The organism is Mycolicibacter terrae (assembly GCF_010727125.1).
GTDB classification, from domain to species: domain Bacteria; phylum Actinomycetota; class Actinomycetes; order Mycobacteriales; family Mycobacteriaceae; genus Mycobacterium; species Mycobacterium terrae.
In genome coordinates this window covers 591,217-615,617 of sequence record NZ_AP022564.1, presented here as the reverse complement: position 1 = coordinate 615,617, position 24,401 = coordinate 591,217, and the positions used below count along the sequence as shown (strand labels likewise).

Here is a 24,401-nt window from a genome sequence, read left to right as displayed (position 1 = left end):
GTTTCGGCATCATCCCTGCTGGGAGCCGGTGCCACCGAGCCTTGCCAGAAACAGTTGTACGAGAGTACGATTCTCACACCTTGGAAAGGGGATTCTTTGTGACCGAGATGGGCCTCGCGAGAACGGCTGTCGTGACCGGGGGCGCCTCGGGCATCGGCGCGGCGGTGGTGACCCGTCTGCGAGACGCCGGCCACCGGGTGGCGATCATCGACCTCAAACCGGGCGAGCAAGACTTGGCGTTCGCCGCCGACGTCACCGACCGGGGCCAGATCGACGCGGCCTTGACGCAGATCCGCCAACAGCTGGGTCCGGTCACCATCCTCGTCAACGCCGCCGGCAAGGACGGCTTCAAGAAGTTCAGCCACATCAGTTTCGAGGACTGGCAGCAGATCATCGACATCAACCTCAACGGTGTCTTCCACACCGTCCAGGCGGTGCTGCCCGACATGGTCGAGGCCGGCTGGGGGCGCATCGTCAACATCTCCTCGTCGAGCACGCACTCCGGCACCCCCTATATGGCGCACTACGTCGCGGCCAAGTCCGCGGTGAACGGACTCACCAAGACCCTGGCCCTGGAATACGGGCCGAGCGGCATCACGGTCAACGCCGTGCCGCCCGGCTTCATCGACACCCCGATGCTGCGCAACGCCGCAGACCACGGATTCCTCGGCGACATCGACGACAACATCGCCAAGACGCCCGTGCGCCGGATGGGCCGACCCGAAGACATCGCCGCGGCGTGCGCCTTCCTGGTCTCCGAGGAGGCCGGCTACATCACCGGGCAGATCCTGGGCGTCAACGGCGGTCGCAACACCTGACATTGACCGCACCGAGGCATTCGATAACGAAAGGAACAGCTGTGGGACGCGTTGCCGGAAAGGTCGCATTCATCACGGGGGCTGCCCGCGGGCAGGGCCGAAGCCACGCGCTGCGGCTGGCCGAGGAGGGCGCCGACATCATCGCGGTCGACCTGTGCCAGGACATCGAGACGATCGGCTATCCGATGGCACGGCCCGAAGACCTCGAGGAGACCGCCAAGCTGGTCGAGAAGACCGGGCGCGGCATCGTCACCGCGCAGGCCGATGTGCGCGACGCGGCGGCGCTGAAGACCGCGCTGGACGCCGGGATCGCCGAGTTCGGCAAGCTCGACATCGTCGTCGCGCAGGCCGGTGTGGCCGGCATGAAGGGAAACCCGCCGCTGCAGGCCTGGATCGACGTCATCAACACCAACCTGGTCGGCACCATCAACGGCATCCAGGTCGCACTGCCGCATCTGGGCGAGGGCGCATCGATCGTCGCCACCTCCTCGGCGGCGGCGTTGATGGACGCCCACCAGAAGGCCAATCCCGGAAACGACCCGGGCGGCATGGCCTACATGACCTCCAAACGCCTTATCGCCCAGTATGTTCACGACCTGGCGACCGAGCTGGCGGTGCGAGGCATCCGCGCCAACGTCATCCACCCGACCAACTGCAACACCGAGATGCTGCAGAGCGAGCCGATGTACCGCTCGTTCCGGCCGGATCTGGACCACCCGACCCGCGCCGACGCCGAGCCGGCGTTCTATGTGCAGCAGGCGATGAAGGTGCCGTTCATCGAGCCGGTGGACATCTCCAACGCGGTGCTCTGGCTCGCCTCCGACGAGGCCCGCTACGTCACCGGTATGCAGTTGCGGGTCGACGCCGGCGGATACCTCAAGTGGTACGACTACCACGTCTGATCGCGGCGCGACGAAATTCGGCACGTTCGATAGGAGCAGCATGAAAGTTTGGGTTGACCCGGAGCGCTGTCAGGGCCACGGCCTGTGCAAGATGATCGCGCCGGATTCCTTCGACCTCGACGACATCGACGGTCACTCCACGGCGGCACATGAGGTCGTCCCGACCGATCAGCACGACCTGGTACGCGAAGCCGTCCGGTCGTGCCCGGAGCAGGCCATCATCCTCACCGACGACGACAGTTAGTAACAAGGGAGACAATGCCTTGAGCATCAACGAAGCCGTCACCAACAGTGCTCACAAGAAGGAACGGGCCTACCACTTCGACCGGCACACCTCGGAGTACCGGCTGAACTTCGAGTCGATCACCGAAGAGATGCACGCCAAGTGCCCGATGGCGTGGACTGAGGCGTACGACGGCCACTGGGTCGCGGCCGGCGCGCAGGAAGTCTTCGAACTGGCCCGGTGCCCGCACGTCTCCAACGACCACGATGTCAACAACGAACGCAAGGGCTACAAAGGGATCTCCATTCCGCCGGCCAAACGTGCCGTCGGGGTCCGTGGCGGCATGCTGGAAATGGACGGCGACGAACACCGCTTCTACCGCAACGTGGTCAACCCGTACCTGTCGCCGGCCGCCATCAAGCGCTGGGAACCCTTCATCGACGACATCGTGCGCGCCTGCATCAACGAGAGGATCGAGGAAGGCCGCATCGACTTCGTCGATGACCTGGCCAACATTGCGCCTGCGGTCTTCACGCTGGCGATGCTCGGGATTCCGCTGAAGAACTGGACGATCTACTGCGAGCCGGTCCACGCGGCGGTCTACACGCCCGAGCACGACCCCGACTCGGTGCGGGTCGCCGAACTGCACCGGCAAATGGGCATCGACCTCCTCACCAATTACTTTGAGATCAAACAGAACCCGCGTCCGGGGATCGTCAATGCTCTGGCCACCGCGCAGATCGACGGCGAACCGGTTCCCGACATCGACGCTCTGGGCATGGTCGGCCTGGTGATCGGCGGCGGGTTCGACACCACCACCGCCCTGACCGCCCACTCGCTGGAGTGGCTGTCGGAGCACCCCGACGAGCGTGAGCGGCTCAGTCGGGAGCGCGACACCCTGCTGGACCCCGCGACCGAGGAGTTCCTGCGCTACTTCACCCCGGCTGCCGGCGACGGCCGTACCTTCGCCGAGGACACCGAGCTACTGGGCACGCGGTTCAAAGAGGGTGAACGGCTGTGGCTGTCCTGGGCGATGGCCAACCGGGATCCGTCGATCTTCGATGAACCCAACCGGGTGGAACTAGACCGTAAAGGCAACCGGCACTTCAGCTTCGGACTCGGTGTGCACCGCTGCGTGGGTTCGAACGTGGCGCGCACCGTGTTCAAGTCGATGCTGACCGCGGTGCTCGACCGGATGCCCGACTATCGGTGTGACCCGAAGGGAACCGTGCACTACGACACCATCGGCGTCATCCAGGGCATGCGGCACCTGCCCGCGACGTTCACCCCCGGCCCGCGGATCGGCCCCGGGCTGGAGGAGACCATCGAGAATCTGCAGCGGATCTGCGACGAGCAGCAGTGCGCCCTGCCGATCACCGAGCGCAGGGAAGCCGTCGTTCTCGACTGAATCCTCGGTCAATTGCTGACGACACACGAAGGGCGTAGGCGGCGGTGACGACACGGTGCTCCGGGAAGGTGGCTCTGGTCACGGGGTGCAGTCGCGGTCTGGGCAAAGCGATCGCCCAGCGCCTGGCCGAGGAAGGCGCGACGGTGGTGCTCACCGCCCGAACCGCTCAACCCGATCCCAAGTACGACGGTTCGCTGGCACAAACCCAGGCTGAGATCTCCGGCCGCGGCGGCACCGCGATCGCTATCGCCGCAGACTTGTCCAAGGCCGCCGACCGCGAACGGCTGTTCGCCGAGACAGTGGCCCAGGTCGGCCCGCCCGACATCCTGGTCAACAATGCCGCCGTGACGTTTCTGCGCCCGCTGGATACCTTTCCCGAACGGCGAATTCAGCTGATGCTGGACATGCACGTACTGGCCCCACTGCATCTGGCGCAACTGGCGATCCCCGGCATGCGCGAACGCGGCCGAGGCTGGATCCTCAACATCACCTCGGTGGGAGGAGACTTGCCTTCCGGCCCGCCGTTCTCCGAGTTCGACCGCACCGCTGGCTTCGGGATCTACGGTATGGCCAAGGCCGCCCTGAACCGGCTGACGAAAAGCCTTGCGGCCGAGCTGTTCGACGACGGAATCGCGGTCAACGCCGCAGCCCCCACCAACCCGGTGGCCACTCCCGGAGCCGGCAGCCTCGACCTGGCGAAAACGGATACCGAGGACATCGAACTGATCACCCGTACGGCGCTGCTGCTGTGCACCGGCGACCCGGCCACCATGACCGGCCGCATCGCCCACACCCAGTCGTTCCTGCGCGAGATGGGCGCGCTGAGCTGAGTGCCGATGTTCTCGCCGGGCTGCGGCAGCGGCTCGCTCCACACGGGATCTCGGATCTGCGGGCGCTGGCCGGCGGGGCGTCGAGCCTGACGTTCGCCGGTACGCTCACCGGACGCCGCGTCGCGGTCAAAGTCGCCCCACCCGGCCTGCCGCCGATCGCCCACCGTGACGTGTTGCGCCAGGCCAGGATTCTCCGCACGCTCGGGGGCACGGCGGTACCGGTGCCCGAGATCCTCGCCGAAGACCACGGCGACCCACCGGAAATACCGCCGCTGTTCGTGATGTCCTTCATCGATGGTGCGGCGGCCGAGCCGCTCTTCGACGCCGTCGATGCGGGTCCGGTCGAGGTGATCGCGGAACGGGTTCAGCACGCCGCGCAGCTGCTGGCGGCACTGCATCGGCTGGTCCCGGCTGAACTCGGGCTGGACGATGAGCCTGTGGTGGCGCCGGCTGCCGAACTCGACAAGTGGTGCGTCAGCCTGACCACCGTGCCGCAGGAACTGGTGCCGGATTGGCAACGCGTCGCCGCGGCGCTGCGCTCGACGACTCCGGCCCCCGGCCCGCCGGCACTCGTGCACGGCGACTTCCGATTGGGCAATCTGCTGTGTGTCGGCGGGCGCATCACCGCAGTTGTCGACTGGGAGATCTGGTCGGTGGGCGATCCGCGGGTCGATCTGGGCTGGTTCCTGATCAACGCCGACCCGGAGACCTACGGCCGGGCCACCCCCTATCGCGGACGGACTCCCCCGGTGCACGAGCTGGCCGCGCACTACCGGCGCACCATGGGCCGCAGCGTGCCTGATCTGGGCTGGTTTCAGGCACTGGCCTGTTTCAAGTCGACGGCGACCTGGTCGTTGATCGTCAAACACAACCGTCGCCGTACGACACCGGATCCGCAGCTGGAGAGGATGGCCGCGACGCTGCCACGGCTGCTGGGCAGGGCGCTGGACCACCTGGCGTGCTGAGTGAGTGTCCAGCGCAGCGCTATTCGCGCGGGACGCCGGCGAGTTTGTCCGCGAACTTGGCTTCAGCGGCTGCCCGCAGCCGCAGCAAATGCTCGCTGGGGAAGACGTCCGGTGCCGGCGTGGTGTCGGCGAGCAGCAGCCGCGCCAGCGTCACCTTGTGCACCTCGGTGGGCCCGTCGGCCAGACCCAGCACGAAGGACTCGGTCAGATACTGAACGAACGGCATCTCGTGGGAGGTCCCGAGCGAACCGTGGATCTGCAGCGCCCGGGCCGAGACATCATGCAGCACCTTCTGCATCATCGCCTTCACCGCGGAGATATCGGCGCGCACCGCGCGATAATCGTTGTGTTGATCGATCTTCCACGCCGTCTGCAGGGTGAGCAGGCGGAACGCCTCGATCTCCATCCACGAGTCGGCGACCATCTCCTGGACCAGCTGCTTGCGGCTCAGCGATTCGCCTTGGGTGTAACGCGAGACCGCCCGTTCGCACACCATGTCGAAGATCCGCCGGACCAGGCCCACGGTGCGCATCGCGTGGTGGATGCGCCCGCCGCCCAGCCTGGTCTGTGCCACTGCGAACGCTCCCCCGCGCGGGCCGAGCATGTGATCTGCCGGCACCCGGACGTTCTCGTAGCGGACGTAGCCCTCTCTTCCCCCACCGCCGAGCGGCTGGTATCCCAGACCGACATCGCGCAGCACGTTGATTCCCGGTGTTTCGGCCGGCACCACGAACATCGAATGACGTTGGTAGGGCGGTGCGTCCGGGTCCGTCATGGCCATCACGATCAGGAACGACGCCATCGACGCGAACGACGAATACCATTTCTCGCCGTTGATCACCCAGTGGTCCCCGTCGGGAACCGCGGCGGTGGTGAAGACCTTGGGGTCGGCACCGCCCTGGGGTTCGGTCATCGAGAAGCACGAGATGATGCGGTTGTCCAGAAGCGGTTCCAGGTAACGGGCCTTGAGTTCCGGGGTGCCGTAGTGCGCCAAGATCTCGCTGTTGCCCGAATCGGGTGCCTGCGACCCGAATACGATGGGCGCGCATTCCGACCGGCCGAGGATCTCGTTGAGCAGAGCCAACTTGACCTGGCCGTAGCCCGGGCCGCCGAGGTGCGGACCCAGGTGGGTGGCCCACAGCCCGCGCTCCTTGACGATTTCTTGCAACGGCGGAATCAGCGCCTGGCGCACCGGGTCGTTGAGGTCATGGGATTCCTTGACGATCAGGTCGATCGGCTCGCATTCCGCACGGACGAATTCATTCACCCACTCCAGTTGCTCTGCCCACTCCGGGTCCGTGGAGAAATCCCATGCCACTGAATCAATCCTTTCGCTACTGCTGCGTCCATTTGCTGCGACGGGCACTCGCATCCTCGGTGGCGTGGCTGAGGACCTGGTTGCGGTTCTCCAGTTCCAGCGCCGCGCCCAGCCCGCCGGCATCGATATTGACCTGCAGGGCCCGCTTGGTCAGCTGCACTCCCAACGGCGCCAATCCGGCTACGTGCCCGGCGATTTCCAGCGCCCGGTCCATCAACTCCTCCGGGCCGACCAGCTGGCTCACCAGCCCGCGCCGATCGGCCTCCTCCGCCGACACGGTGCGCCCGGTGAGCATCCAATCCGCCGCGACCGAGGCACCGACAATGCGGGGCAGGTGATAGCTCATACCCATCTCCGCACCGGAGAGCCCGAGCAGGATCGCGGCGTTGCCGAACGTCGCGGCGGTGGAACACAGCCGGATATCGGCCGCCAGGCACATCGCCAGGCCGGCTCCCACGCACGGCCCGTTGACCGCGGCGATCACCGGCTGCGGCAGGGCGTGTATCGCGTGCGCCAAGCCGGCCATGGCCTCCTGGAAGCGCAGCCGGTCGATCGCCGGATCATCGGCTTCGAGCATCCCCGGCCCGAAGTCGCGCATATCGATCCCGGAACAGAATCCGCGTCCCGTCCCGGTGATCACCACCGCCTTCACGGCCGCATCGGCGGTGATGTTCGCCAGTGTTGCCGTGATCTCGTCGCGCATGGCCTCGTTGACGGCGTTGAGCCGGCTCGGCCGATTCAAACGCAGTACCAGCACACCGGGAGCCGGAGACTCGATGTCGAGGGTTTCGGGTGCGGGCGTCATCGGATTCGCTCGATGATCGTCGCGGTGCCCATGCCGGCACCGGTGCACATGGTGACCAGACCGGTGGCCAGGTCGCGGCGCTCCAGCTCGTCCAGCAGCGTGCCGATCAGGATGGCGCCGGTCGCGCCGATCGGATGCCCCAGCGCGATGGCGCCGCCGTTGACGTTGACCCGTTCCGGATCCAGGCCCAGATCGCGAATCGTTTTGAGCGGCACCGCGGCGAACGCCTCGTTGATCTCCCACAGATCGATGTCTCCGACATCCATTCCCGCCTTGGCCAGGCATCGCTGTGCCGCGGGGCCCGGCGCGGTGAGCATGATGATCGGCTCACTGCCGATCGCCGCGGTGGCGCGGATCCGGGCGCGCGGGGCAACGCCGTGCGCGTTCACCCAGCTGTGCGAAGCGATCACTGCCACGGCGGCGCCATCGACAACACCCGACGAGTTCCCGGCGTGGTGAACGTGGTCGATCCGGTCGATTCCGGGGTAGCGGTTCACGCAGATCTCGTCGAAGCTCAGCTGCTCGCCGGGGACTCGGGCACTGCCGGCCTGCTCGAATGCCGGCCGCAGCATCGCGAGTTTGTCTGCGGTCGTTCCCGGCCGCGGGTGTTCGTCGACACCGGCGATGATCTCACCGGACTCCGAACGGACGGCGATCAGCGACTTATCGAAGTGTCCTGCCGCGATGGCCTCGGCCGCGCGGTGCTGGCTTGACGCGGCGAAAGCATCCACGTCGTCTCGGGTGAAACCTTCCAGTGACGCGATCAGATCCGCCGAGACCCCCTGGGGAACCGTCGGGTACATCGCGCGAAAGGACGGGTTGGCGCCGTCGATGGTCGGTACACCGACGGTGACATCCCACCGGGACATCGATTCGACGCCGCCCGCCACGACCAGGTCCTGCTGCCCGGCGGCGATCCCGGCGGCGGCCACGGTGATGGCCTGCTGGCCCGATCCGCAGAACCGGTTCAGCGTCATTCCCGGCACGGTTTCCGGCCAGCCGGCCAGCAGCACCGCCAACCTGGCGATGTCGTCCCCGTGGTCGCCGGCCATGATGCCGTTGCCGGCGATCACGTCATCGACATCGGTCGGATCGAAGCCCACCCGGTCGGCCGCCGCGGTGAGGCATTGACCCAGCAGATCCTGGGGATGAACACCGTGCAGCGCGCCGTCGGGACGGCCCCGCCCACGCGGTGTGCGCACCGCGTCAACGATTAGTGCATCCACGCTCTCCGAATCCCTTCTCTGAAACGCAGGCTCGCGCCCTCACAGCGGAAACCTAGTGCGAATACCGTTGAAGCGCTCCCACATCAGTGCGCGGCGCTCGGCCACCGTGACCCGCGCGGCATCGCGGGGCAATACCGCGGCGAGTTCGGCGTGTCTGACCAGCCGGGTTTCCAGCGGCACCGGATGACCGGCCAGCATGTGCCGGTAGGTGAGGTTGCCGCGTTCGAAACCCTGCGTGTCGAGCCAGTTGCGCAGGCCCGGGTCCCGATGCGCCAGCACCAGGCGCACCTTGCCGTCGGTGTCAACCGAGGCGCGGCTCGGGGTGTAGCTCACCGGCCGGTACAAAAAGTCCATGCTGGTGAAGAACACGCCCATGTTCGTCACCATCCACAGTCCTTCGTGGGCGTCGAACTCGACCACCAGCGCCTCGTCCGGCGCCAGCTCCCAGTACATGTTGGCGGCCGCACGACCGCGTTTGCCGTCCGCGTCCGTGGTGGTGATCTCGGGGAATCGGTTCGGGCGGGTCTCGTCGACTCCGCCGTACGTGAAGGGGAACTCGGGCCAGTCGGCCATCGCCCCGGTGATGAACTCCGCCGCCCATCCCATCGCTTCGATCATCGCTTCGGGGCCGGGTATCGGTTTCGGCGCGGTCATGTCCACCCGCTCTATGCGCAGGCGCGCGGGCTGTTCATCCCAGCGATCGAAACCCTGGCGGATGAACAGTTTCCGCGTCGTCGGGGTGGTGGGCAGCCAGTTCGGCCCACGTTCGGATCCACCGATGTAGAGCTCGAAGGTGCCGTCCGGTTCAGCGGTCAGCTGGTGGCCGAAGAGGTTCGCTTCCGGTTCATCGCCGAACGGCTCGTGGAGGACGCCAGGGCCCGGCGTCCGCTGCCCCTGTACGGTGATATTGAAAAACGGTGCGGTGCCGCGGGTTCCGCTGATCCGGTAGGTGGATTCGCCGTCGATCCAGGCTTGCTGGTAGGTGAAGTCGGCGCAGTCGCCGCCCAGTTTGCGGATCGGGTTGCAGAAGGTGTGCAGCGTCGGATAGCGGGTGTCGCGGGTCTCCAGCGCCAGATCGAACGCCTGCCCGAGATTCTGGGTGAGGAATCGGAACGCGTCGGCTCGCTGCACGCCAGCGGTAGCGTTGTAGTCCTTGAAGGCTTGCCGGCCGGCCGCCTTGAGCTGGTCGCAGAACCGGCGCCACGCCGCATCGAGCGCCGCGTCGTCGGGACCGTCGCCGAAAGCCATCGTCAGACTCCTTCCTCAGCAGCCCAGCTCGGCGAGCATCGCGGTGACCGTTGTCCCCGCCCGCTGCGCAGCGGCCAGCGGTCCTTCGCGGTCGATTCGCGGCCCGAGCAGTTCGAGGTCGAACCCGAACGGATAGCCGGCGGCCAATGCCTGCGCCAGCACCGGCCGGATCGGGATCGCGCCGTCGCCGGGGACGGCGCGAGCCGGAAGCGCGCGATCGCCGAGCACGTAGTCGCTCAGTTGGATCAGCCGGGTCCGAGGCAGCGCCCGTGCCAGCAGCTCGCTCAACCCGGCTTCGGCCCAGCAGTGGAACAGGTCCACACAGATGCCCAGGCCCGCCATCTCGGCAAGGGTGATCGTGTCACGCAGGGTGTGTCCCAGATGAAGATCGGCGTACAGGCTGGACGCGTTCTCGATCGCGAGGTCGACGCCGGCTGCCTCTGCGCGCCGCGCACAGGGTTCGATTGCGGCGCTGAAGCGATCGGCGGCCTGCTCCCAGGTGAGCGGGCCGCGGCCGCCGGTGAGCAGGTAGATGCACCGGGCCCGAGCAGCGGCGGCGGCGTCGATCAGCCGCGCCAGCTCTGTTCGGGCGGTGCGGATCTGCTTGGCATCCGCCGGTACCCGGCCGCCGCCGAACAGGTGATAGACCGCCTCGATACGGTAATCGCCGGCCGTGACCAGGCCGGTGAAGCCGCGATCGAGCAGCTGCGTGTCCAGGATGCTCAGCCGCCGCACCCCAAGCGCCTCCCAAAAACGTTGCAGCTCGGCGGGACTCGAGCCCAGAAAGGTGACGTTGTGCACCGACAGCCGCTCGTGCATCGCCAACTCAATCGCGCTTCTCGATGCGGACACCGAAACGTTCCCGGAACGGCGCGAACTCCTCGTGCAACGCGTCGAGGTCCTCCCCGATGTCGGTCAGCACACTGGTCGAGTAGTGGAACTTGCCGTGCCGGTCGCCGCGGTTGTGGGCCAGGTAGTGGCGCATCGCGGTTTCGGCTTCGCCGGTCAGCGGCCGGCCGCAGAACCGGTAGTAGCGTTGCACGGTCGCAACCGGGTCGGCGATGAAGTCGGTGTAGGGGACGTGCAGGATGCGCGGGTCGTCGACCAGGGGGTGCGACATCGTGTTGGCGATGCCGGCCCGAGTCATTTCCAGGTGTTTTTTGGCCTCGACCGCCAGATCGACCGGCCCGACGATGCCGTCGAGGATGTCGGCCATCATCATCGTGCGTGACGCGGCGACCTGTACCGGGTCTCGGTGCAGCCACACCAGGTTCGCATCGGGATAGGTGGCGAACAGCTCGGTGAGCCGGAAACCGTGGAAACCCTTGAGGACCCAGTACTTGTGCGGCCGTGCGTACTGGAATTGCTGCAGCATGGCCTTGTGCAGGCGGTACTGTGCCGCCGCGTCGACGGGCAGACCGCCGACCACAGCCGGCATCGGCACCCGCCACCACGCCGTCGGGGTCATCACCCGGAAGTCGAACGCCCAGGTGCGTTCGTCCTCGGGCAGACCGTCGCCGAGCATGTCGTTGTAGGGGTGGCTGTGCAGCCACTTGGGCAGCCGGGCGTTGATCTCACGCCAGTCCGCGTCGGCGCGAGCACGGCGCGGGTTATCCGGCCCGGCGAGGCCCGGCGGCGGCGAGGGGTACATCACCTCCCAGAAACGCAGTGCGCGAGCGTTCGGATCCACCGACATCAGCGCGTGCATCAACGTGGTGCCCGAGCGCGGTTCACCGGTGACGAACATCGGCCGGTCGATGGCTTCCTCGGCGATCGGGTGCCGGCCGCGGTCGGCGATCAACTCCAGCCGGGAAGTGAGCAGCCAATGACAGACCTGCCGGGCTTGTTCGGCGCCGTCGGCGTCCAGGCCGAAACCGTTCAACTGTGCCACGGCCACCGAGAAGCGCTCCGGCAGCGAAGGATCGCCGTAGTCGTCACATCCGGTCTCGCGCTGGGCCCGGGCGAGCATCGCGGCGGCATCGAGTGTCGTCATGCGGTCCGGCCTTCGCACAGCGATACGAGTTCGTCTTCGGTCTCGCGGACCCGGGCCGCGGACGCGGCAGCGAAGTCCAGTCCGGCCATGGCCGAATAGTCCAGGATCTTGGGGACCCGCAGGCCCGCATCGACGTACGTCTTGATGATCCGGGCGACATCTTTGGGTGTTCCGTGCGGCACGATCGCCAGCAGCGCCTCCGGCTCGAACCGATCGAGGAAGCCCAGAATGCGCTCACGTGTCAGCGATGCCGGGTCGATGTCGTGGAATCCGCCCCAGTCCTCGCCCATCGGATGATCGAACCCGAAGCCCCGCAACACCTTCGCGGACACCTGCAGCAGGAAGGACGCCACCAGCGGTTTCCGGGCGATCTCGGCGAGCGCGTCGTCGTCGCCGATGAGACAGACCTGGACGAAACACGGCGTGATCGCCATCGGGTCGCGGCCCGCGCGTTGGGCCGATTCGCGCACCGCGCCCAGCATCTCGGCGTACTGCTCGGGGGTCCACGCCCCGGCCGGCCACCATCCATCGGCATAGCGTCCGACGATGTCGAGCATCCGCGGGCCGCTGGCACCGATCCAGATCGGCGGGACACGCCCATCGTGTGGCTCGGTGTCCATTCGGGCATGGTCCAGGCGGTAGAAGGCGCCCTGGAAATCCACCGGTCCGTCGCTGTCCCAGAGCAGCCGGATCACCTGCAGCGCTTCCTCGAAACGGCTCACCGGCCGGTCGAAATCGAAGCCGTAGGGCACGATGTTCTCCCGCTCACCGCTGCCCAGTCCCAGGATGAAGCGGCCCTTCGACAAGTGGTCGATGGTCAGCGCACTCTGGGCCAGCGATGCCGGGTGGCGGCGCACGGTGTCCACCACACTGGTGGCCAGGGGCACCCGCTCGGTCAGGACGGCTGCTGCGGCCGCCACCGCCAGGGCGTCGAGATGGCGGTGCGGCGAGGGCGAGACGGTGGCCAGGTCGGTGAATTCCGGTGTCCACAAGGCATCCGGCCAGAAGCTGACCATATGGTCGGGCATCCAGACGGAATGGTATCGGCCGGTGTCGAACTCGGTCAGCGTCGACAGGTCCAGGGGGAGGGTTGTCCGCAGGAACGCGGCCGGCCGAACGCATGACATCGGCGTCCTATCGCGTCAACCGCGCGGCAGGCCCAGCACCTGCTGGGCGATGATGTTGCGGTGGATCTCCGAGGTGCCGCCGGCGATGGTGCCCGAGAAACTCCGGGCGTGCCGTTCGAACCAACTGGCGAAGTAGCTGTCGAGGTTCATCGGCGCATACGGCCCGGAATTGGCCGGATGGATCAGACCCGATGACCCCGCGGCGTCCAGTGCGTAACCGGTGGCGTACATCTCGGCTTCGGAACCGAGCAGCTTGAGCACCGACAGGGCGGGCACGTCCTCCTCGCCGCGGGCGGCCCGGGCCAGCGCCTTGGAGCCCAGCAGGCGCAGCGCCTGATAATCCATGACGGCCGTGGCGAACTGGTCGCGTTCCAACGCGCCGTCGGGGCGAAAATCGGCGATCACGTTGTCGAGCCGGTCGGCGAAGCCCAGCCACATCATGGTGCGTTCGTGGCCCAGCGATCCGTTGGCCACCCGCCAGCCACCGTTGAGCGGGCCGACGAGGTTCTCCCCCGGCACCCGCACATCGGTGAAGAACACCTCGTTGAAGTCCTTGTCGTCGATACCACAGATGGTGGGGAACGGGCGGCACACCACGCCGGGGGTGTCGGTGGGGATCAGCAAAACGCTGATGCCCTTGTGCTTGGGTGCATCGGGATCGGTGCGCACGAACGTCAGCAGCACATCGGCGTCATGCGCGCCGGAGGTCCACACCTTCTGGCCGTTGACGATGAAATCCTCACCGTCGCGGTCCGCCCTGGTCCGCAGGGACGCCAGGTCCGAGCCGGCGCTCGGTTCGCTCATCCCCAGCGATGCGGTGATCTCGGCACGCAGGATCGGCACCGCCCACCGTTGTTTCTGCTCGTCGGTGCCGAACGAAAGCAGTGACGCCGCAATGATGTTCACACCCTGCGGATTGAAGCTGTGATAGATCCGGCGCCGGCACAGTTCGTCGGCGTGGACGAACTGCTGCAGCAGGGTGGCGTTACGGCCGCCGAACTCCGGCGGGTTGCCGGGCAGCAGCCAGCCGTTGTCGAACAGCAACCGCTGCCAGCGACGTGCCCACTCCGGCATGTGCGACACCGACCGGGGCCGCTCCGATGTGTCGGCCTCGGCGGGCAGATTCGCCTCGAGGAAGGCCGCGAACTCGTCGCGGAACTCCTCGACCTCGGGATCAAACGTGAGTTGCAAGGTACTCCTCTGCGATGGCCGCACGGTGCTGCGCGGCGCCACCGAGCATCAGCTCACCCGCTTTGGCCCGCTTGAGCGCGAACTGCAGGTCGTTCTCCCAGGTGAAACCCATCGCGCCGAACAGCTGCAGCCCGTGCCGGAAGACGACCGACTGGCATTCGCCGGCCGCCGCCTTCGCCATCGCCGACGCCATCCGCCGCCGGGGGTCGTCAGCCGCGATCGTCAGCGCCGCGAAATACGCCAGCGCACGGGCACGTTCGATCGCCACGTGCATGTCGGCCGCTTTGTGTTGGACGGCCTGGAACGAACCGATCGGGACGCCGAACTGCTGACGACCGCGCACGTGCTCGAGCGCCAGATCGAGGATCCGCTGGCAGGCGCCGACCATCGTCATCGCCATGCCGGTGAGGGCGACATGACGGGCCCGGTCGACATCGACGCGCACGCGGGCGGTGTCGGGCACCTCGACCCCGGTGAAGGACACATCGGCCACATGCAGCGTCGGGTCGAACACCGAGGCCCTCCGCGTCGTCACCGCGGCGGCGTCGACCACGAACACTCCCGCCTCGGCAACCACCGCCAGCCGGTCGGCCCGGTCGCCGTCCAGCACGTTGAGTGCGGTGCCCTCCAGCACCCAGCCGGCGGCGTTGCGGTGGGCGCTCACTCCGCCGAAAATCGCCGCTCCGGCCGAACCGTCGCCGCGATGGTGCTCGCCGACCAGGGGGGCGAACTGTGTCATGGTCGCCAGAAAGGGCGTGGGGTCAGTGGCGCGTCCCAGTTCTTCGAGGACGATCGCCAGCTCTACCGCGGTCTCCGGCTCGTGCAACTCGGTCCAGCCCAGATCGACATAGACCTTCCACAACGAGTCGATCGCACTGTCCGCGCCGGCGTCATGCGGCGGTCCCAGCTTCGCCTCTCCTTCGTCGAGCCTCGCTGAACCGCCGGTCTCGGCCTCGGCGACACTGCGCACCAGCGAGGGCGTGCACTGCTTGCCCACCACGTCGCGCACTGTGCCCTGCCACAGTCGCTGATCGTCATCGAACTCCAACAGCATTGCGTCACCTCCTCCACGCGTCGGTTGAGAATAACATTCTCGTTAGTGAATGTAATGATCTCAAACTGAGATACTGTGCTGTCGCACCGCATCGCAGGGTCATGGCGACCGCGGCGTCTCCTGCCTGCGCCGGCAGCCCGCACCAGGATGAGAATCCAGTTCTTGCAAGCAAAGAATACAGCTATACAATGGGTGTCGGCTTGCGGTGACCCCCACAGCGCGCCCCGTGGCGGGCGCCGGGGTCCGGCGACACGGCGAAGGGCGGCGTTGATGATCGAACACCCGGACGGCACCCGCACGCCCGTCATCGACGCCAGCGTGCACATCTTCGCGGCGTCCAACTCCGACCTGCGCGGCCACCTGCGGGAGCCCTACCGCAGCCGCGGCTTCCCGGACTACGAGATGGACTGGTACGGGGCGCCGGGCGGCGAGTACGCGCCCGGGACCGAGGGCGCGGAAGGCCAATACCCGGGCTCGGATCCCGATCTGGTCGCTCAGCATCTGTTCGTCGATCGCGGCGTCGACGTGGCGGTGCTGCACCCGATGACGCGCGGCATCATGCCCGATCGGCATCTGGGTTCTGCGATCGCCGCGGCGCACAACGAGATCCTGGTGTCACGCTGGCTGGACCACAGCGAGCACGGCGAGCGTTTCCGCGGCACCATCCGGGTCAACCCCGACGACATCGCCGGTGCGCTGAAAGAGATCGACAGGTGGAAGGACCACCCCAGAGTGGTGCAGATCGGCGTTCCGTTGCAATCCCGCGAGCTGTTCGGCAAACCGCAGTTCTGGCCGCTGTGGGAGGCGGCCATCGATGCCGGCTTGCCGGTGGCCGCGCACATCGAGGTGGGGTCGGGCATCGCCGCCTCTCCGACGCCGTCGGGGGGCACCCGGACCTACGAGCAGTACGTCAGCTTCATGGCGTGCAACTACCTGTACCACCTGATGAACATGATCGCCGAGGGCGTCTTCGAGCGGATGCCGTCGCTGAAGTTCGTCTGGGCCGACGGCGGCGCGGACCTACTGACCCCGTTCATCTGGCGGATGGACACCTTCGGCAGACCGCACCTGGAACAGACGCCGTGGGCGCCCGAGATGCCCAGCGACTACCTGCCCGATCACGTGTACTTCGTGCAGGGCGCCATGGACGGTCCCGGGGACACCGACTTCGCCGGGGAGTGGTTCGGCTTCACCGGCAAGGACGACATGGTGATGTACGGGTCGAGCTATCCGCACTGGCAGTGCAACGAATTGTCCGTACCGAGCGCGTTCAGCACCGAACAACGCGACAAGCTGTGCTGGCGCAATGCCAGTGTCCTCTACGGCATAGAAGTTCCTGCCGTTCCGGCCGCCGCGGGCGCACACTAGAGAACAGTGGGATCAAGGGAGATCACAATGACCGTGACAGCCACAGAGCGCAAGCCGGCGGCCGAGCGCGTCGCCGTGCGATGTGTCGACTCCGACGTCCATCCGGTACCGCGGCGCGGCGAGCTGACCCAGTACATCCCCGAGCCGTGGCGCAGCAAGTACTTCCTGGCCCGCCGGATCGGCGAACAGATCTACTACGACGCCCCCGACTACGCCCACGCCTTCGCCATGCGGGTGGACGCCTTCCCGGCCGACGGTGAGTTCCCCGGCAGCAGTCCTGAATTGGCGTTCAAACAACTGATCATGGAGGCGGGCGCCGACTACGCGATTCTGGAGCCTGCCGCCTACCCGGCGCGGACCCCCGAAGCGCAGCACGCGATGTCGTGTGCGCTCAACGACTGGCAGGCCAACCACTGGCTGGACAGTCACAACAATTGGCATCAGCGGTGGCGCGGGTCGATCTGCGTCGCGATCGAGGACCCGTTCGGCGCGGCCGCCGAGATCGAGCGGTGGGCCGGCCACCCGTACATGGCACAGGTCCTGATCAAGGCCGAGTTGCGGCCGTCGTGGGGTGACCCCAAGTACGACCCGGTCTGGACCGCGGCCACCAAACACGACATCACCGTCAGCTGCCATCTGTCCCGCAGCCACCACGAAGAGCTGCCGATGCCGCCGGTGGGCATGCCCAGCTACAACCACGACTTCATGGTCACCTACTCGCTGCTCGCGGCCAACCAGGTGATGAGTCTGGTGTTCGACGGCGTCTTCGACCGTTTCCCGACGTTGCGCATCGTGCTCGTCGAGCACGCCTTCACCTGGATTCTGCCGCTGATGTGGCGCATGGACGCCATATACGAGGCCCGCAAGCCGTGGCTGGACATCAAGCGCAAACCCAGCGAATACGTCAAGGACCACATCAAATTCACCACCCAGCCGCTGGACTACCCGGAGGACAAGACGGAGCTGACGCGCGCTTTGGAATGGATGGAGTGCGAGAAGATCCTGTTGTACTCCTCCGACTACCCGCATTGGACGTTCGATGACCCGCGCTGGCTGGTCAAGCACCTGCCCAAGGCGGCCCGGGACGCGGTGATGTTCAAGAACGGCCTAGCGACCTACCACCTTCCCGACACGGTTCCGGCCCTCGAGGGCCAGGTTCGGGTGTTTTAGGATGGGTCACGACGACCAGCGGCCCCGGCTGGCCCAGGGCCGCGAGCACATCGTTGCCACTGTTGACGAAATCCCTTCCGGCACCCATAAGCTCGTGCCGATCGGGCATCACGGAGTCGGCGTCTACAACATCAACGGGACGTTCTACGCGATCGCGAACTTCTGTCCGCATCAGGGCGGGCCGTTGTGCGCGGGGCGGCTGCGCGGCCGGACCGTCGTCGATGAAACCGCACCCGGCGACGCCACCATGGTCCGGGATCTGGAGTACATCCACTGCCCTTGGCATCAATGGGGTTTCGAACTCGCCACCGGCACCACCGCGGTCAAACCCGAGTGGAGCATCCGGACTTACCCGGTGCGGGTCGTCGGAAACGACGTCCTGGTCCAGGCCTAGCACACAGGAGTATTCGGTGCCCTCTGTCGAAATCAACGGCGGAAACGTCGTCTACGAGATCCTCGGCGCCACAGGTGATCTGATCGTCCTGACACCCGGTGGCCGGTTCTCAAAGGAGATCCCCGGATTGCGTCCACTGGCCGACAAACTCGTCGAGGGCGGCTACCGGGTGCTGCTGTGGGACCGCCCCAACTGCGGGGCTTCGGACGTGCAGTTCTACGGCCAATCCGAATCGCACATGCGCGCCGAGACACTGCACGGGCTGCTCACCGCCCTGGACACCGGGCCGTGCGTCATCGCCGGCGGCTCGGGCGGAGCGCGGGACTCCATCCTGACCACCATGCTCTACCCCGAGCTGGCCACAAAGCTGGTGCTGTGGAACATCGTCGGCGGCGTGTACGGCACCTTCGTCCTGGGGTCCTACTACGTGGTGCCCAACATTCTGGCGGTCCGAGGAGGCGGCACCCAGGCACTGCTGGGACTGAGCGAATGGCAGGAACGTATCGAGGAGAACCCGGCGAACAAGCAGCGGCTGCTCGACCTGGACCGCGACGACTTCCTCAAAGTGATGCTGCGCTGGCTCAACGCCTTCGTATCCAAGCCGGGACAGACGATTCCCGGTGTGGACGACGAGATGTTCGACCGCATCACGGTTCCCACACTGATCATCCGTGGCGGCGAGAACGACTGGGACCATCCCAAGCGCACCTCGCTGGAGGTGAACTGTCTGATCAAAGGGTCCGAACTGATCGACCCACCGTGGCCGGAGGACGCTTGGGAGCGGGCCGGTGAGGAGCGGGCTGCCGGAAAAGTGAGCCACTTCAACATGTTCGACACCTGGGTGCAGGCCGCCCCGGCCATCCTGAAATTCCTGGGTCGCTGATGAGGTCAGCGGGCGTGGATGTGAACCTCACAGTTCAGCGAGGCCTCCAGCGCGGTGTGGATGCGGCTCTCGCCGACCCGCGCCACGTCCGGTTCGGCCAGCGACACATGGACGACGTCCAGACCGTCGGGTCCCGGTATGCGGTTGATCTCGCCGGTCAGCCCCAGCCCGGCCAGCACCCCGTGCGCGTCGTCGTCGGTGCCCCTGCTCACGTAGGTCAGCACCCCCGGCATCGGCTTCGTGTTGAATGCCTTGGCACACAACTGTGTTCCGGTAGCGATGATGTCCTTCTCGGCTCCGGTGATCAGCAGCCGGATCTGGCGCCGGCCCACCGGCATGGCCGCGACGTCGGTTTCCACCAGCTCGATGCCTGCCTGCCCGGCCAGGTCACGCAGCGTCGCCATTCCGGCCGTCAGCTGCTCGATTGTCAGCCGACCGGTCGGGTCCACATCGACGCGCACCACCGCCGTTCTCACGTCCGCGAGCCTAATCAAACGAGGTGGCAATGACGACCAACGGCACCGCGACCGCTGATATCGGGGCTATCGCCGCCACCACCTGGCCGGGCTGTGCGCCGCGCCTGCTGCGTTCGGGCGCCGAGGACGGCGCGGGCTACGTCGCCGCCGGCGGCTATCGCGGGCTTCCCGACCCCGACGAGTTCCTCGACGAGGTGGAACGCAGCGGCCTGCTCGGGCGCGGTGGTGCGGCGTTCCCGCTGGCCGTCAAGTTGCGGTCGGTGCGCGCCGCCGCCGCCCGTCGCGGCCGGGACGCCGTCGTCGTCGCCAATGGCGAGGAGGGCGAACCCGCCTCGATCAAGGACCGCTGGTTGCTGCGCAACCGCCCGCATCTGGTCCTTGACGGGCTGCGACTGGCGGCGGCCGCGGTGGCCGCTACCCGCGCCTACGTCTACGTCTCCGATCCGGCAGCGGCCCGCAGCGTCGAGAGTGCGCTGGCCGAGATCAACACGGAACCCCTTGGCGCGCCGTCGATCAGCGTGTTCACCGTCGATGCCGGGTACGTGGCCGGTGAGGAGACCGCGGCGGTACGGGCGATCAACGGCGGCCCGGCCAAACCGACCGACAAACCTCCGCGGCCCTACCAACAGGGGGTCGCGCAGCGCCCGACGCTGGTCTCCAATGTCGAGACGCTGGCCAATCTTCCGTATCTGCAACAGCACGGCGCCAAGGCTTTCCGCTCGGCCGGAACCGCGTTGTCCCCGGGAACCTTCCTGGCGACGGTGACCGGCGGCGGCCGGCCGCCGGTGCTCTATGAGCTGCCTCACGGTATCGCGGTCTCCCAACTGCTGGAGTTGCACGGGATTCCGCTCGATCAGGTACGCGGCACGCTGATGGGCGGCTACTTCTCCGGCCTGCTCAACCGCGAGGCGCTGGACGCCACTTTGGATCACGAAACCCTGCGCGCCGGCGGCAGCGGCCTGGGCTGTGGGGCGATGGCGGTGCTCACCGACGACTGCCCGGTCGCGGTGGCGGCCTCGGTGCTGGCCTATTTCGGCCGGGAGAACGCCGGACAGTGCGGTTCGTGTTTCAACGGCACCGCGGCGATGGCGGCGGTGGCCGAGGCGCTGCGGGACGGGTTCGCGACCGCCGAGGAGGTCGAGCGACTGCGCCGATGGGCCGGGGTGCTGCCCGGGCGCGGCGCCTGCGGCACGCTCGACGGCGCCACCAATGTGGCGGCGAGCCTGCTGGTTCGGTTCCCCGAATCGGTGGCCGACCACCTGGCCGACGCCTGCGCAACCTGCCGCGGTGGTGCCTTCCGGGCCGAACGCCCCTACGCGGTCGAGGAGGTGACGGCATGAGGATCCGCCTGGATCGCACCATGTGCGACGGGTTCGGCTTCTGCGCCAAACACGCGCCGAAGTACTTCTCCCTGGACGACTGGGGGTATGCGTCCCTGACCGGCGACGGCACGGTGGACGAGGAAGACCAGCGTGACGTCATGCGTGCCCTGCTGGATTGTCCGGTGCACGCCATTATCGAGATGACCGAGGACGACGACGTATGAGAAGCCCAGCATGAGCGCACCGGGCCGACCACTGCCGGCGATCACCATCGAGAACGAGTTCTTCTGGACGTCAGGCAAAGACGGCGCCTTGCGCTTCCAGGAGTGCACGGCCTGTAGTGCGCTGATTCACCCGCCCGCCCCGGTCTGCCGGTACTGCCGTAGTACCGAGATGGGGGTGCGCGACGTCTCCGGGCGGGCCACCCTGGCCGGGTTCACCATCAACCACCGATTCAGCCTGCCCGGCCTGCCGGCACCGTATGTGGTGGCGCAGGTCGCCGTCAACGAGGATCCCCGGGTTCGGTTGACCACCAACATCATCGACTGCGATCCGGACCGGCTCGAGCTCGGCCAGCAGGTGGAGGTGGTTTTCGAGAACTTCGAGGACGTGTGGCTGCCACTGTTTCGACCGGTGGACCAGGGCGCGGAAGACTCGGCATCCCGGCCGCTGCCCGCCGACGAGATCGCACCCGAGGACTTCGCACAGCACGTGCGCCCGATGATCGGTGCCGACAAATTCGAGGACAAGTCGGCGATCACCGGGATCGGTGCGTCCCGCCTGGGCCGTCGGCTCATGGTTACACCGCTGGCGCTGACAGTGGAGGCCTGCCAGGCGGCCGTCACCGATGCCGGGCTGAGCTTCGCTGACATCGACGGGCTCTCCACCTATCCGGGCCTTGACGTCGCGGGCATGGGCGAAGGCGGCGTCTCGGCGCTGGAGGGCGCGTTGGGACTGCGCCCGACCTGGATCAACGGCGGTATGGACACCTTCGGGCCGGGCGGCTCGGTCATCGCCGCGATGATGGCCGTGGCCACCGGACTGGCACGCCACGTGCTGTGTTTCCGAACCGTCTGGGAATCGACATTCAACGAACTGCTGAAAGCGGGCAGAGCCTCCCCACCGGGCGGAAGGCGAACGAACAGCTGGCAGATTCCGTTCGGCGCCACCTCGGCCGCGCACACGCTGGCGCTCAACGCCCAACGGCACTTCCACCGCTACGGCACCACCCGCGAAACACTCGGCTGGATCGCGCTGAACCAGCGGGCCAACGCCGCACTCAACCCGACAGCGATCTACCGCGACCCGATGACCATGGACGACTACCTGTCCGCCCGGATGATCACCACCCCATTCGGGCTCTATGACTGCGACGTCCCTTGCGACGGCGCGGTGGCGGTGATCGTCTCCGCGGTGGACACCGCCCGAGATCTGGCCAAGCCACCGGTGCTCGTGGAGGCCGTCGGCACCCAGATCATCGAACGCACCGACTGGGACCAGAGCACGCTGACCCACGAGCCCCAGGTCCTGGGCCAGGCCGCGCACCTGTGGTCGCGCACCAGCTTGCGTCCCGCCGACGTCGACGTCGCGCAGCTCTACGACGGATTCAGCTTCAACTGCCTGTCCTGGATCGAGGCCCTGGGCTTCTGCGGCATCGGCGAGGCCAAGAGCTTTCTGGACGGCGGCACCAACATCGCCCGCAACGGCGTACTGCCGCTGAACACCCACGGCGGCCAGCTCTCCCACGGTCGCACCCATGGAATGGGGCTGATCCACGAAGCCGTCACCCAATTGCGCGGCGAGGCCGGCGAACGCCAAGTGGCCGGTGCCCGGGTCGCGGTCGCCAGCAGCGGCGGACTGACACCCAGCGGAGTGCTGCTACTGCGGACCGACACATGAACCCAGCCGTTCGCCCGCGGATGGTGAACGCCGGCGGGGTACCGATGTCGGCCCTGCTGGCCGAGGTCCCCGAGCCGCGCGCCGTGGTGGTCGCTCTGCACGGCGGCGGCACCACGTCGGTGTATTTCGACTGCCCGGGTCAACCCCACCTCTCCCTGCTGAGAACCGGTGCCGCGCTGGGCTACACCGTGATCGGCCTGGACCGGCCCGGCTATGGCAGTTCGGCGTTGTATCCGGAGGCGATGGAGGATCCGGAGCAGCGCGTCCGGCTCGCCTACCTGGCAATCGACCGGATCCTCGGCGACCGGGATCGGGGCGCGGGCCTGTTCGTGCTGGGTCACTCCAACGGGTGTGAGCTGGCGCTGCGGATGGCAGCCGACGAACGGGGCGCCGAGTTGCTCGGACTCGAACTGGCCGGCACCGGGCTGCACTACCAGGCCGCCGCGCAAGATGTCCTGAGCACGGCCCGGCCCGATCAGCGGCCGGTGGGCCTGCGCGAACTGCTCTGGGAGCCGGCATCGTTGTATCCCGACGAGGTGCTGCGCGGGATCACCGGCGCATCTCCGGGCGCGACGTATGAAGCCGCCATGGTGAGCAGTTGGCCGCGCAACGACTTCCCGTCGCTGGCCGGCCGCGTCCTCGTCCCGGTGCGCTTCACCTTCGCCGAATACGAGAGGATCTGGCAGTCCGACCCGGCAGCCCAGCGCGAGATCCGCGACATCTTCACCGCCACGCGGAGTTTCACCAGCAATGAGGAGACCGGGGCCGGACACAATCTCAGCGTCGGTCTCGGCGCGCAGCGATATCACCGGTCGGTGCTGGCATTCGTCGAGGAATGCGCCGCAACCGCCGGCGCCGCAGAGGATTCGGAGGTCAGCTGATGCGGGTCGGTTTCATCGGATTGGGAAGTCAGGGCGCACCGATGGCGCGACGCATCGTCGAGGGCGGCTATCCCACGACGCTGTGGGCCCGCCGGGCCGAGACCCTGGAAGCCTTCGCCGACACCGCGGCCGGCGTCGCCGATACCCCGGTGGACCTGGGCCGGGTCAGTGATCTGGTCTGCCTGTGCGTGGTCGGCGACGCCGACGTCGACGACGTGGTCCGCGGTGAGAACGGCGTGCTGGCCGGAATGGCACCCGGTGGGATCATCGCGATTCACAGCACGGTGCACCCCGACACCTGCCGCCGGTTGGGGAAATACTGCGCAGATCAGGGTGTTTCGGTGATCGACGCACCGGTCAGCGGTGGTGGGCCGGCCGCCGAAGCCGGAACGCTGCTGGTGATGGTCGGCGGCGACGCGGACGTGGTACAGCGGTGCCGCCCGGTGTTCGACACCTACGCCGACCCTGTCGTGCATCTCGGCGGGATCGGATCGGGGCAGGTGACCAAGTTGCTGAACAACCTGCTGTTCACCGCCAATCTGGGCACCGCCGCGACCGCCCTCGCGCTGGGCGCGCAGCTCGGTTTGTCGACGGAGCGACTCGCCGAGGTGGTGTGCCGCGGCAGTTCGAACAGCTTTGCGCTCAACAGCATCCGGGGATCCGGGGGCACCCTGGATCGTCTCGCCGGGATGGCCGGCGCCCTGTTGCAAAAGGACGTCCGCCTGGTCGCCGACCTGGCACAGCGGGCCGCGGCGACCCCCGGGGCGGTGCTCGACGCCGCCGACGCCGCGTTGTCGCTGATGGATCATCCGCGATGATCGCAAGACTTCCGCGAATACCCTTCCGGTATCAACCCGTATGTCTTACAGTTGGCCCTACGGTCTGGCGGCCGGTCACGGT

Annotated in this window: 24 protein-coding genes and 1 pseudogene; 15 read left to right on the top strand and 10 right to left on the bottom strand. The window is 67.3% G+C overall.

The annotated features are described in order from the left end of the window. Positions 1 to 107 precede the first annotated feature (107 nt). Genes G6N23_RS02985 through G6N23_RS02960 form a run of 6 tightly spaced genes read left to right on the top strand, consistent with a single transcriptional unit; the run spans position 108 to position 5,146 of the window. Entirely contained in the window at positions 108 to 818 is a 711-nt protein-coding gene (locus G6N23_RS02985) for an SDR family NAD(P)-dependent oxidoreductase (protein ID WP_085261864.1), read from the top strand. Positions 819 to 859: 41 nt separating this feature from the next. After that, entirely contained in the window at positions 860 to 1,720 is an 861-nt protein-coding gene (locus G6N23_RS02980) for a mycofactocin-coupled SDR family oxidoreductase (RefSeq protein ID WP_085261700.1), read from the top strand. Positions 1,721 to 1,760: 40 nt separating this feature from the next. Beyond that, positions 1,761 to 1,964, top strand: a complete 204-nt coding sequence (locus tag G6N23_RS02975) for a ferredoxin (protein WP_085261699.1) — start codon at positions 1,761 to 1,763, stop codon at positions 1,962 to 1,964. 19 nt (positions 1,965 to 1,983) lie between these two features. Continuing rightward, positions 1,984 to 3,351, top strand: coding sequence for a cytochrome P450 (locus tag G6N23_RS02970; RefSeq protein WP_165758711.1), 1,368 nt, complete (start codon positions 1,984 to 1,986; stop codon positions 3,349 to 3,351). A gap of 44 nt (positions 3,352 to 3,395) precedes the next feature. Continuing rightward, positions 3,396 to 4,181, top strand: coding sequence for an SDR family NAD(P)-dependent oxidoreductase (locus G6N23_RS02965; protein WP_085261697.1), 786 nt, complete (start codon positions 3,396 to 3,398; stop codon positions 4,179 to 4,181). Further along, a complete protein-coding gene (locus G6N23_RS02960) occupies positions 4,178 to 5,146 on the top strand; it encodes a phosphotransferase family protein (RefSeq protein ID WP_085261863.1) in 969 nt (322 codons plus the stop codon). The genes G6N23_RS02965 and G6N23_RS02960 overlap by 4 nt, the downstream gene beginning before the upstream one ends. Before the next feature lie 19 nt (positions 5,147 to 5,165). On the opposite strand, the gene G6N23_RS02955 is transcribed toward G6N23_RS02960, so the two are convergent. The 9 genes from G6N23_RS02955 to G6N23_RS02915 form a co-directional block, all read right to left on the bottom strand. After that, the gene (locus tag G6N23_RS02955) at positions 5,166 to 6,464 is read right to left on the bottom strand and encodes an acyl-CoA dehydrogenase family protein (RefSeq protein ID WP_085261696.1); all 1,299 of its coding nucleotides are present in this window, start codon (positions 6,462 to 6,464) and stop codon (positions 5,166 to 5,168) included. A 16-nt stretch (positions 6,465 to 6,480) separates the two neighbouring features. Further along, entirely contained in the window at positions 6,481 to 7,269 is a 789-nt protein-coding gene (locus G6N23_RS02950) for an enoyl-CoA hydratase/isomerase family protein (protein ID WP_085261695.1), read from the bottom strand. Then, on the bottom strand, positions 7,266 to 8,471 hold the full coding sequence (locus G6N23_RS02945) for an acetyl-CoA C-acetyltransferase (RefSeq protein ID WP_234808670.1): 1,206 nt from the start codon (positions 8,469 to 8,471) through the stop codon (positions 7,266 to 7,268). The genes G6N23_RS02950 and G6N23_RS02945 overlap by 4 nt, the downstream gene beginning before the upstream one ends. Before the next feature lie 63 nt (positions 8,472 to 8,534). Continuing rightward, positions 8,535 to 9,743 (bottom strand): DUF1214 domain-containing protein, encoded by a 1,209-nt coding sequence (locus G6N23_RS02940; protein WP_085261693.1) that lies wholly within the window; start codon positions 9,741 to 9,743, stop codon positions 8,535 to 8,537. A gap of 15 nt (positions 9,744 to 9,758) precedes the next feature. Beyond that, positions 9,759 to 10,562, bottom strand: a complete 804-nt coding sequence (locus G6N23_RS02935) for a sugar phosphate isomerase/epimerase family protein (RefSeq protein ID WP_085261692.1) — start codon at positions 10,560 to 10,562, stop codon at positions 9,759 to 9,761. Positions 10,563 to 10,569: 7 nt separating this feature from the next. Then, complete coding sequence (locus G6N23_RS02930) at positions 10,570 to 11,736, bottom strand: sulfotransferase family protein (protein WP_085261691.1); 1,167 nt, start codon at positions 11,734 to 11,736, stop codon at positions 10,570 to 10,572. Further along, complete coding sequence (locus tag G6N23_RS02925) at positions 11,733 to 12,863, bottom strand: LLM class flavin-dependent oxidoreductase (RefSeq protein WP_085261690.1); 1,131 nt, start codon at positions 12,861 to 12,863, stop codon at positions 11,733 to 11,735. The genes G6N23_RS02930 and G6N23_RS02925 overlap by 4 nt, the downstream gene beginning before the upstream one ends. Positions 12,864 to 12,878: 15 nt before the next feature. Further along, positions 12,879 to 14,054, bottom strand: a complete 1,176-nt coding sequence (locus G6N23_RS02920) for an acyl-CoA dehydrogenase family protein (protein WP_085261689.1) — start codon at positions 14,052 to 14,054, stop codon at positions 12,879 to 12,881. Then, positions 14,038 to 15,108 carry an acyl-CoA dehydrogenase family protein gene (locus tag G6N23_RS02915; RefSeq protein WP_085261688.1) on the bottom strand — a complete coding sequence of 357 codons (1,071 nt, stop codon included), beginning with the start codon at positions 15,106 to 15,108 and terminating at the stop codon, positions 14,038 to 14,040. Before G6N23_RS02915 ends, G6N23_RS02920 begins: the two co-directional genes overlap by 17 nt. Positions 15,109 to 15,378: 270 nt before the next feature. Here G6N23_RS02915 and G6N23_RS02910 point away from each other — a divergent pair, with 270 nt between their 5' ends. Genes G6N23_RS02910 through G6N23_RS02895 form a run of 4 tightly spaced genes read left to right on the top strand, consistent with a single transcriptional unit; the run spans position 15,379 to position 18,923 of the window. Continuing rightward, complete coding sequence (locus G6N23_RS02910; protein WP_173675044.1) at positions 15,379 to 16,476, top strand: amidohydrolase family protein; 1,098 nt, start codon at positions 15,379 to 15,381, stop codon at positions 16,474 to 16,476. Between the two features lie 27 nt (positions 16,477 to 16,503). Further along, a complete protein-coding gene (locus tag G6N23_RS02905; RefSeq protein WP_085261686.1) occupies positions 16,504 to 17,646 on the top strand; it encodes an amidohydrolase family protein in 1,143 nt (380 codons plus the stop codon). 1 nt (position 17,647) lies between these two features. Next, a complete protein-coding gene (locus G6N23_RS02900; protein WP_085261685.1) occupies positions 17,648 to 18,040 on the top strand; it encodes a Rieske (2Fe-2S) protein in 393 nt (130 codons plus the stop codon). A 16-nt stretch (positions 18,041 to 18,056) separates the two neighbouring features. Further along, positions 18,057 to 18,923 carry an alpha/beta fold hydrolase gene (locus G6N23_RS02895; protein WP_085261684.1) on the top strand — a complete coding sequence of 289 codons (867 nt, stop codon included), beginning with the start codon at positions 18,057 to 18,059 and terminating at the stop codon, positions 18,921 to 18,923. A 5-nt stretch (positions 18,924 to 18,928) separates the two neighbouring features. On the opposite strand, the gene G6N23_RS02890 is transcribed toward G6N23_RS02895, so the two are convergent. Beyond that, positions 18,929 to 19,399, bottom strand: a complete 471-nt coding sequence (locus G6N23_RS02890; protein ID WP_173675045.1) for a hypothetical protein — start codon at positions 19,397 to 19,399, stop codon at positions 18,929 to 18,931. Positions 19,400 to 19,428: 29 nt separating this feature from the next. Here G6N23_RS02890 and G6N23_RS02885 point away from each other — a divergent pair, with 29 nt between their 5' ends. The 5 genes and pseudogenes from G6N23_RS02885 (at position 19,429) to G6N23_RS02865 (ending at position 24,319) form a co-directional block, all read left to right on the top strand. Further along, a complete protein-coding gene (locus G6N23_RS02885; protein ID WP_085261682.1) occupies positions 19,429 to 20,739 on the top strand; it encodes an NADH-ubiquinone oxidoreductase-F iron-sulfur binding region domain-containing protein in 1,311 nt (436 codons plus the stop codon). Beyond that, a pseudogene (locus G6N23_RS02880) lies at positions 20,736 to 20,930 on the top strand (ferredoxin); the annotation flags it as partial. The gene G6N23_RS02885 and the pseudogene G6N23_RS02880, both read left to right, overlap by 4 nt. Positions 20,931 to 20,955: 25 nt before the next feature. Continuing rightward, positions 20,956 to 22,620: a thiolase C-terminal domain-containing protein gene (locus G6N23_RS02875; protein WP_085261680.1), complete on the top strand. Its 1,665-nt coding sequence runs from the start codon at positions 20,956 to 20,958 to the stop codon at positions 22,618 to 22,620. Next, positions 22,617 to 23,501, top strand: a complete 885-nt coding sequence (locus tag G6N23_RS02870) for an alpha/beta hydrolase (protein ID WP_085261679.1) — start codon at positions 22,617 to 22,619, stop codon at positions 23,499 to 23,501. Before G6N23_RS02875 ends, G6N23_RS02870 begins: the two co-directional genes overlap by 4 nt. After that, complete coding sequence (locus G6N23_RS02865) at positions 23,501 to 24,319, top strand: NAD(P)-dependent oxidoreductase (RefSeq protein WP_085261862.1); 819 nt, start codon at positions 23,501 to 23,503, stop codon at positions 24,317 to 24,319. The genes G6N23_RS02870 and G6N23_RS02865 overlap by 1 nt, the downstream gene beginning before the upstream one ends. Positions 24,320 to 24,401: the final 82 nt, after the last annotated feature.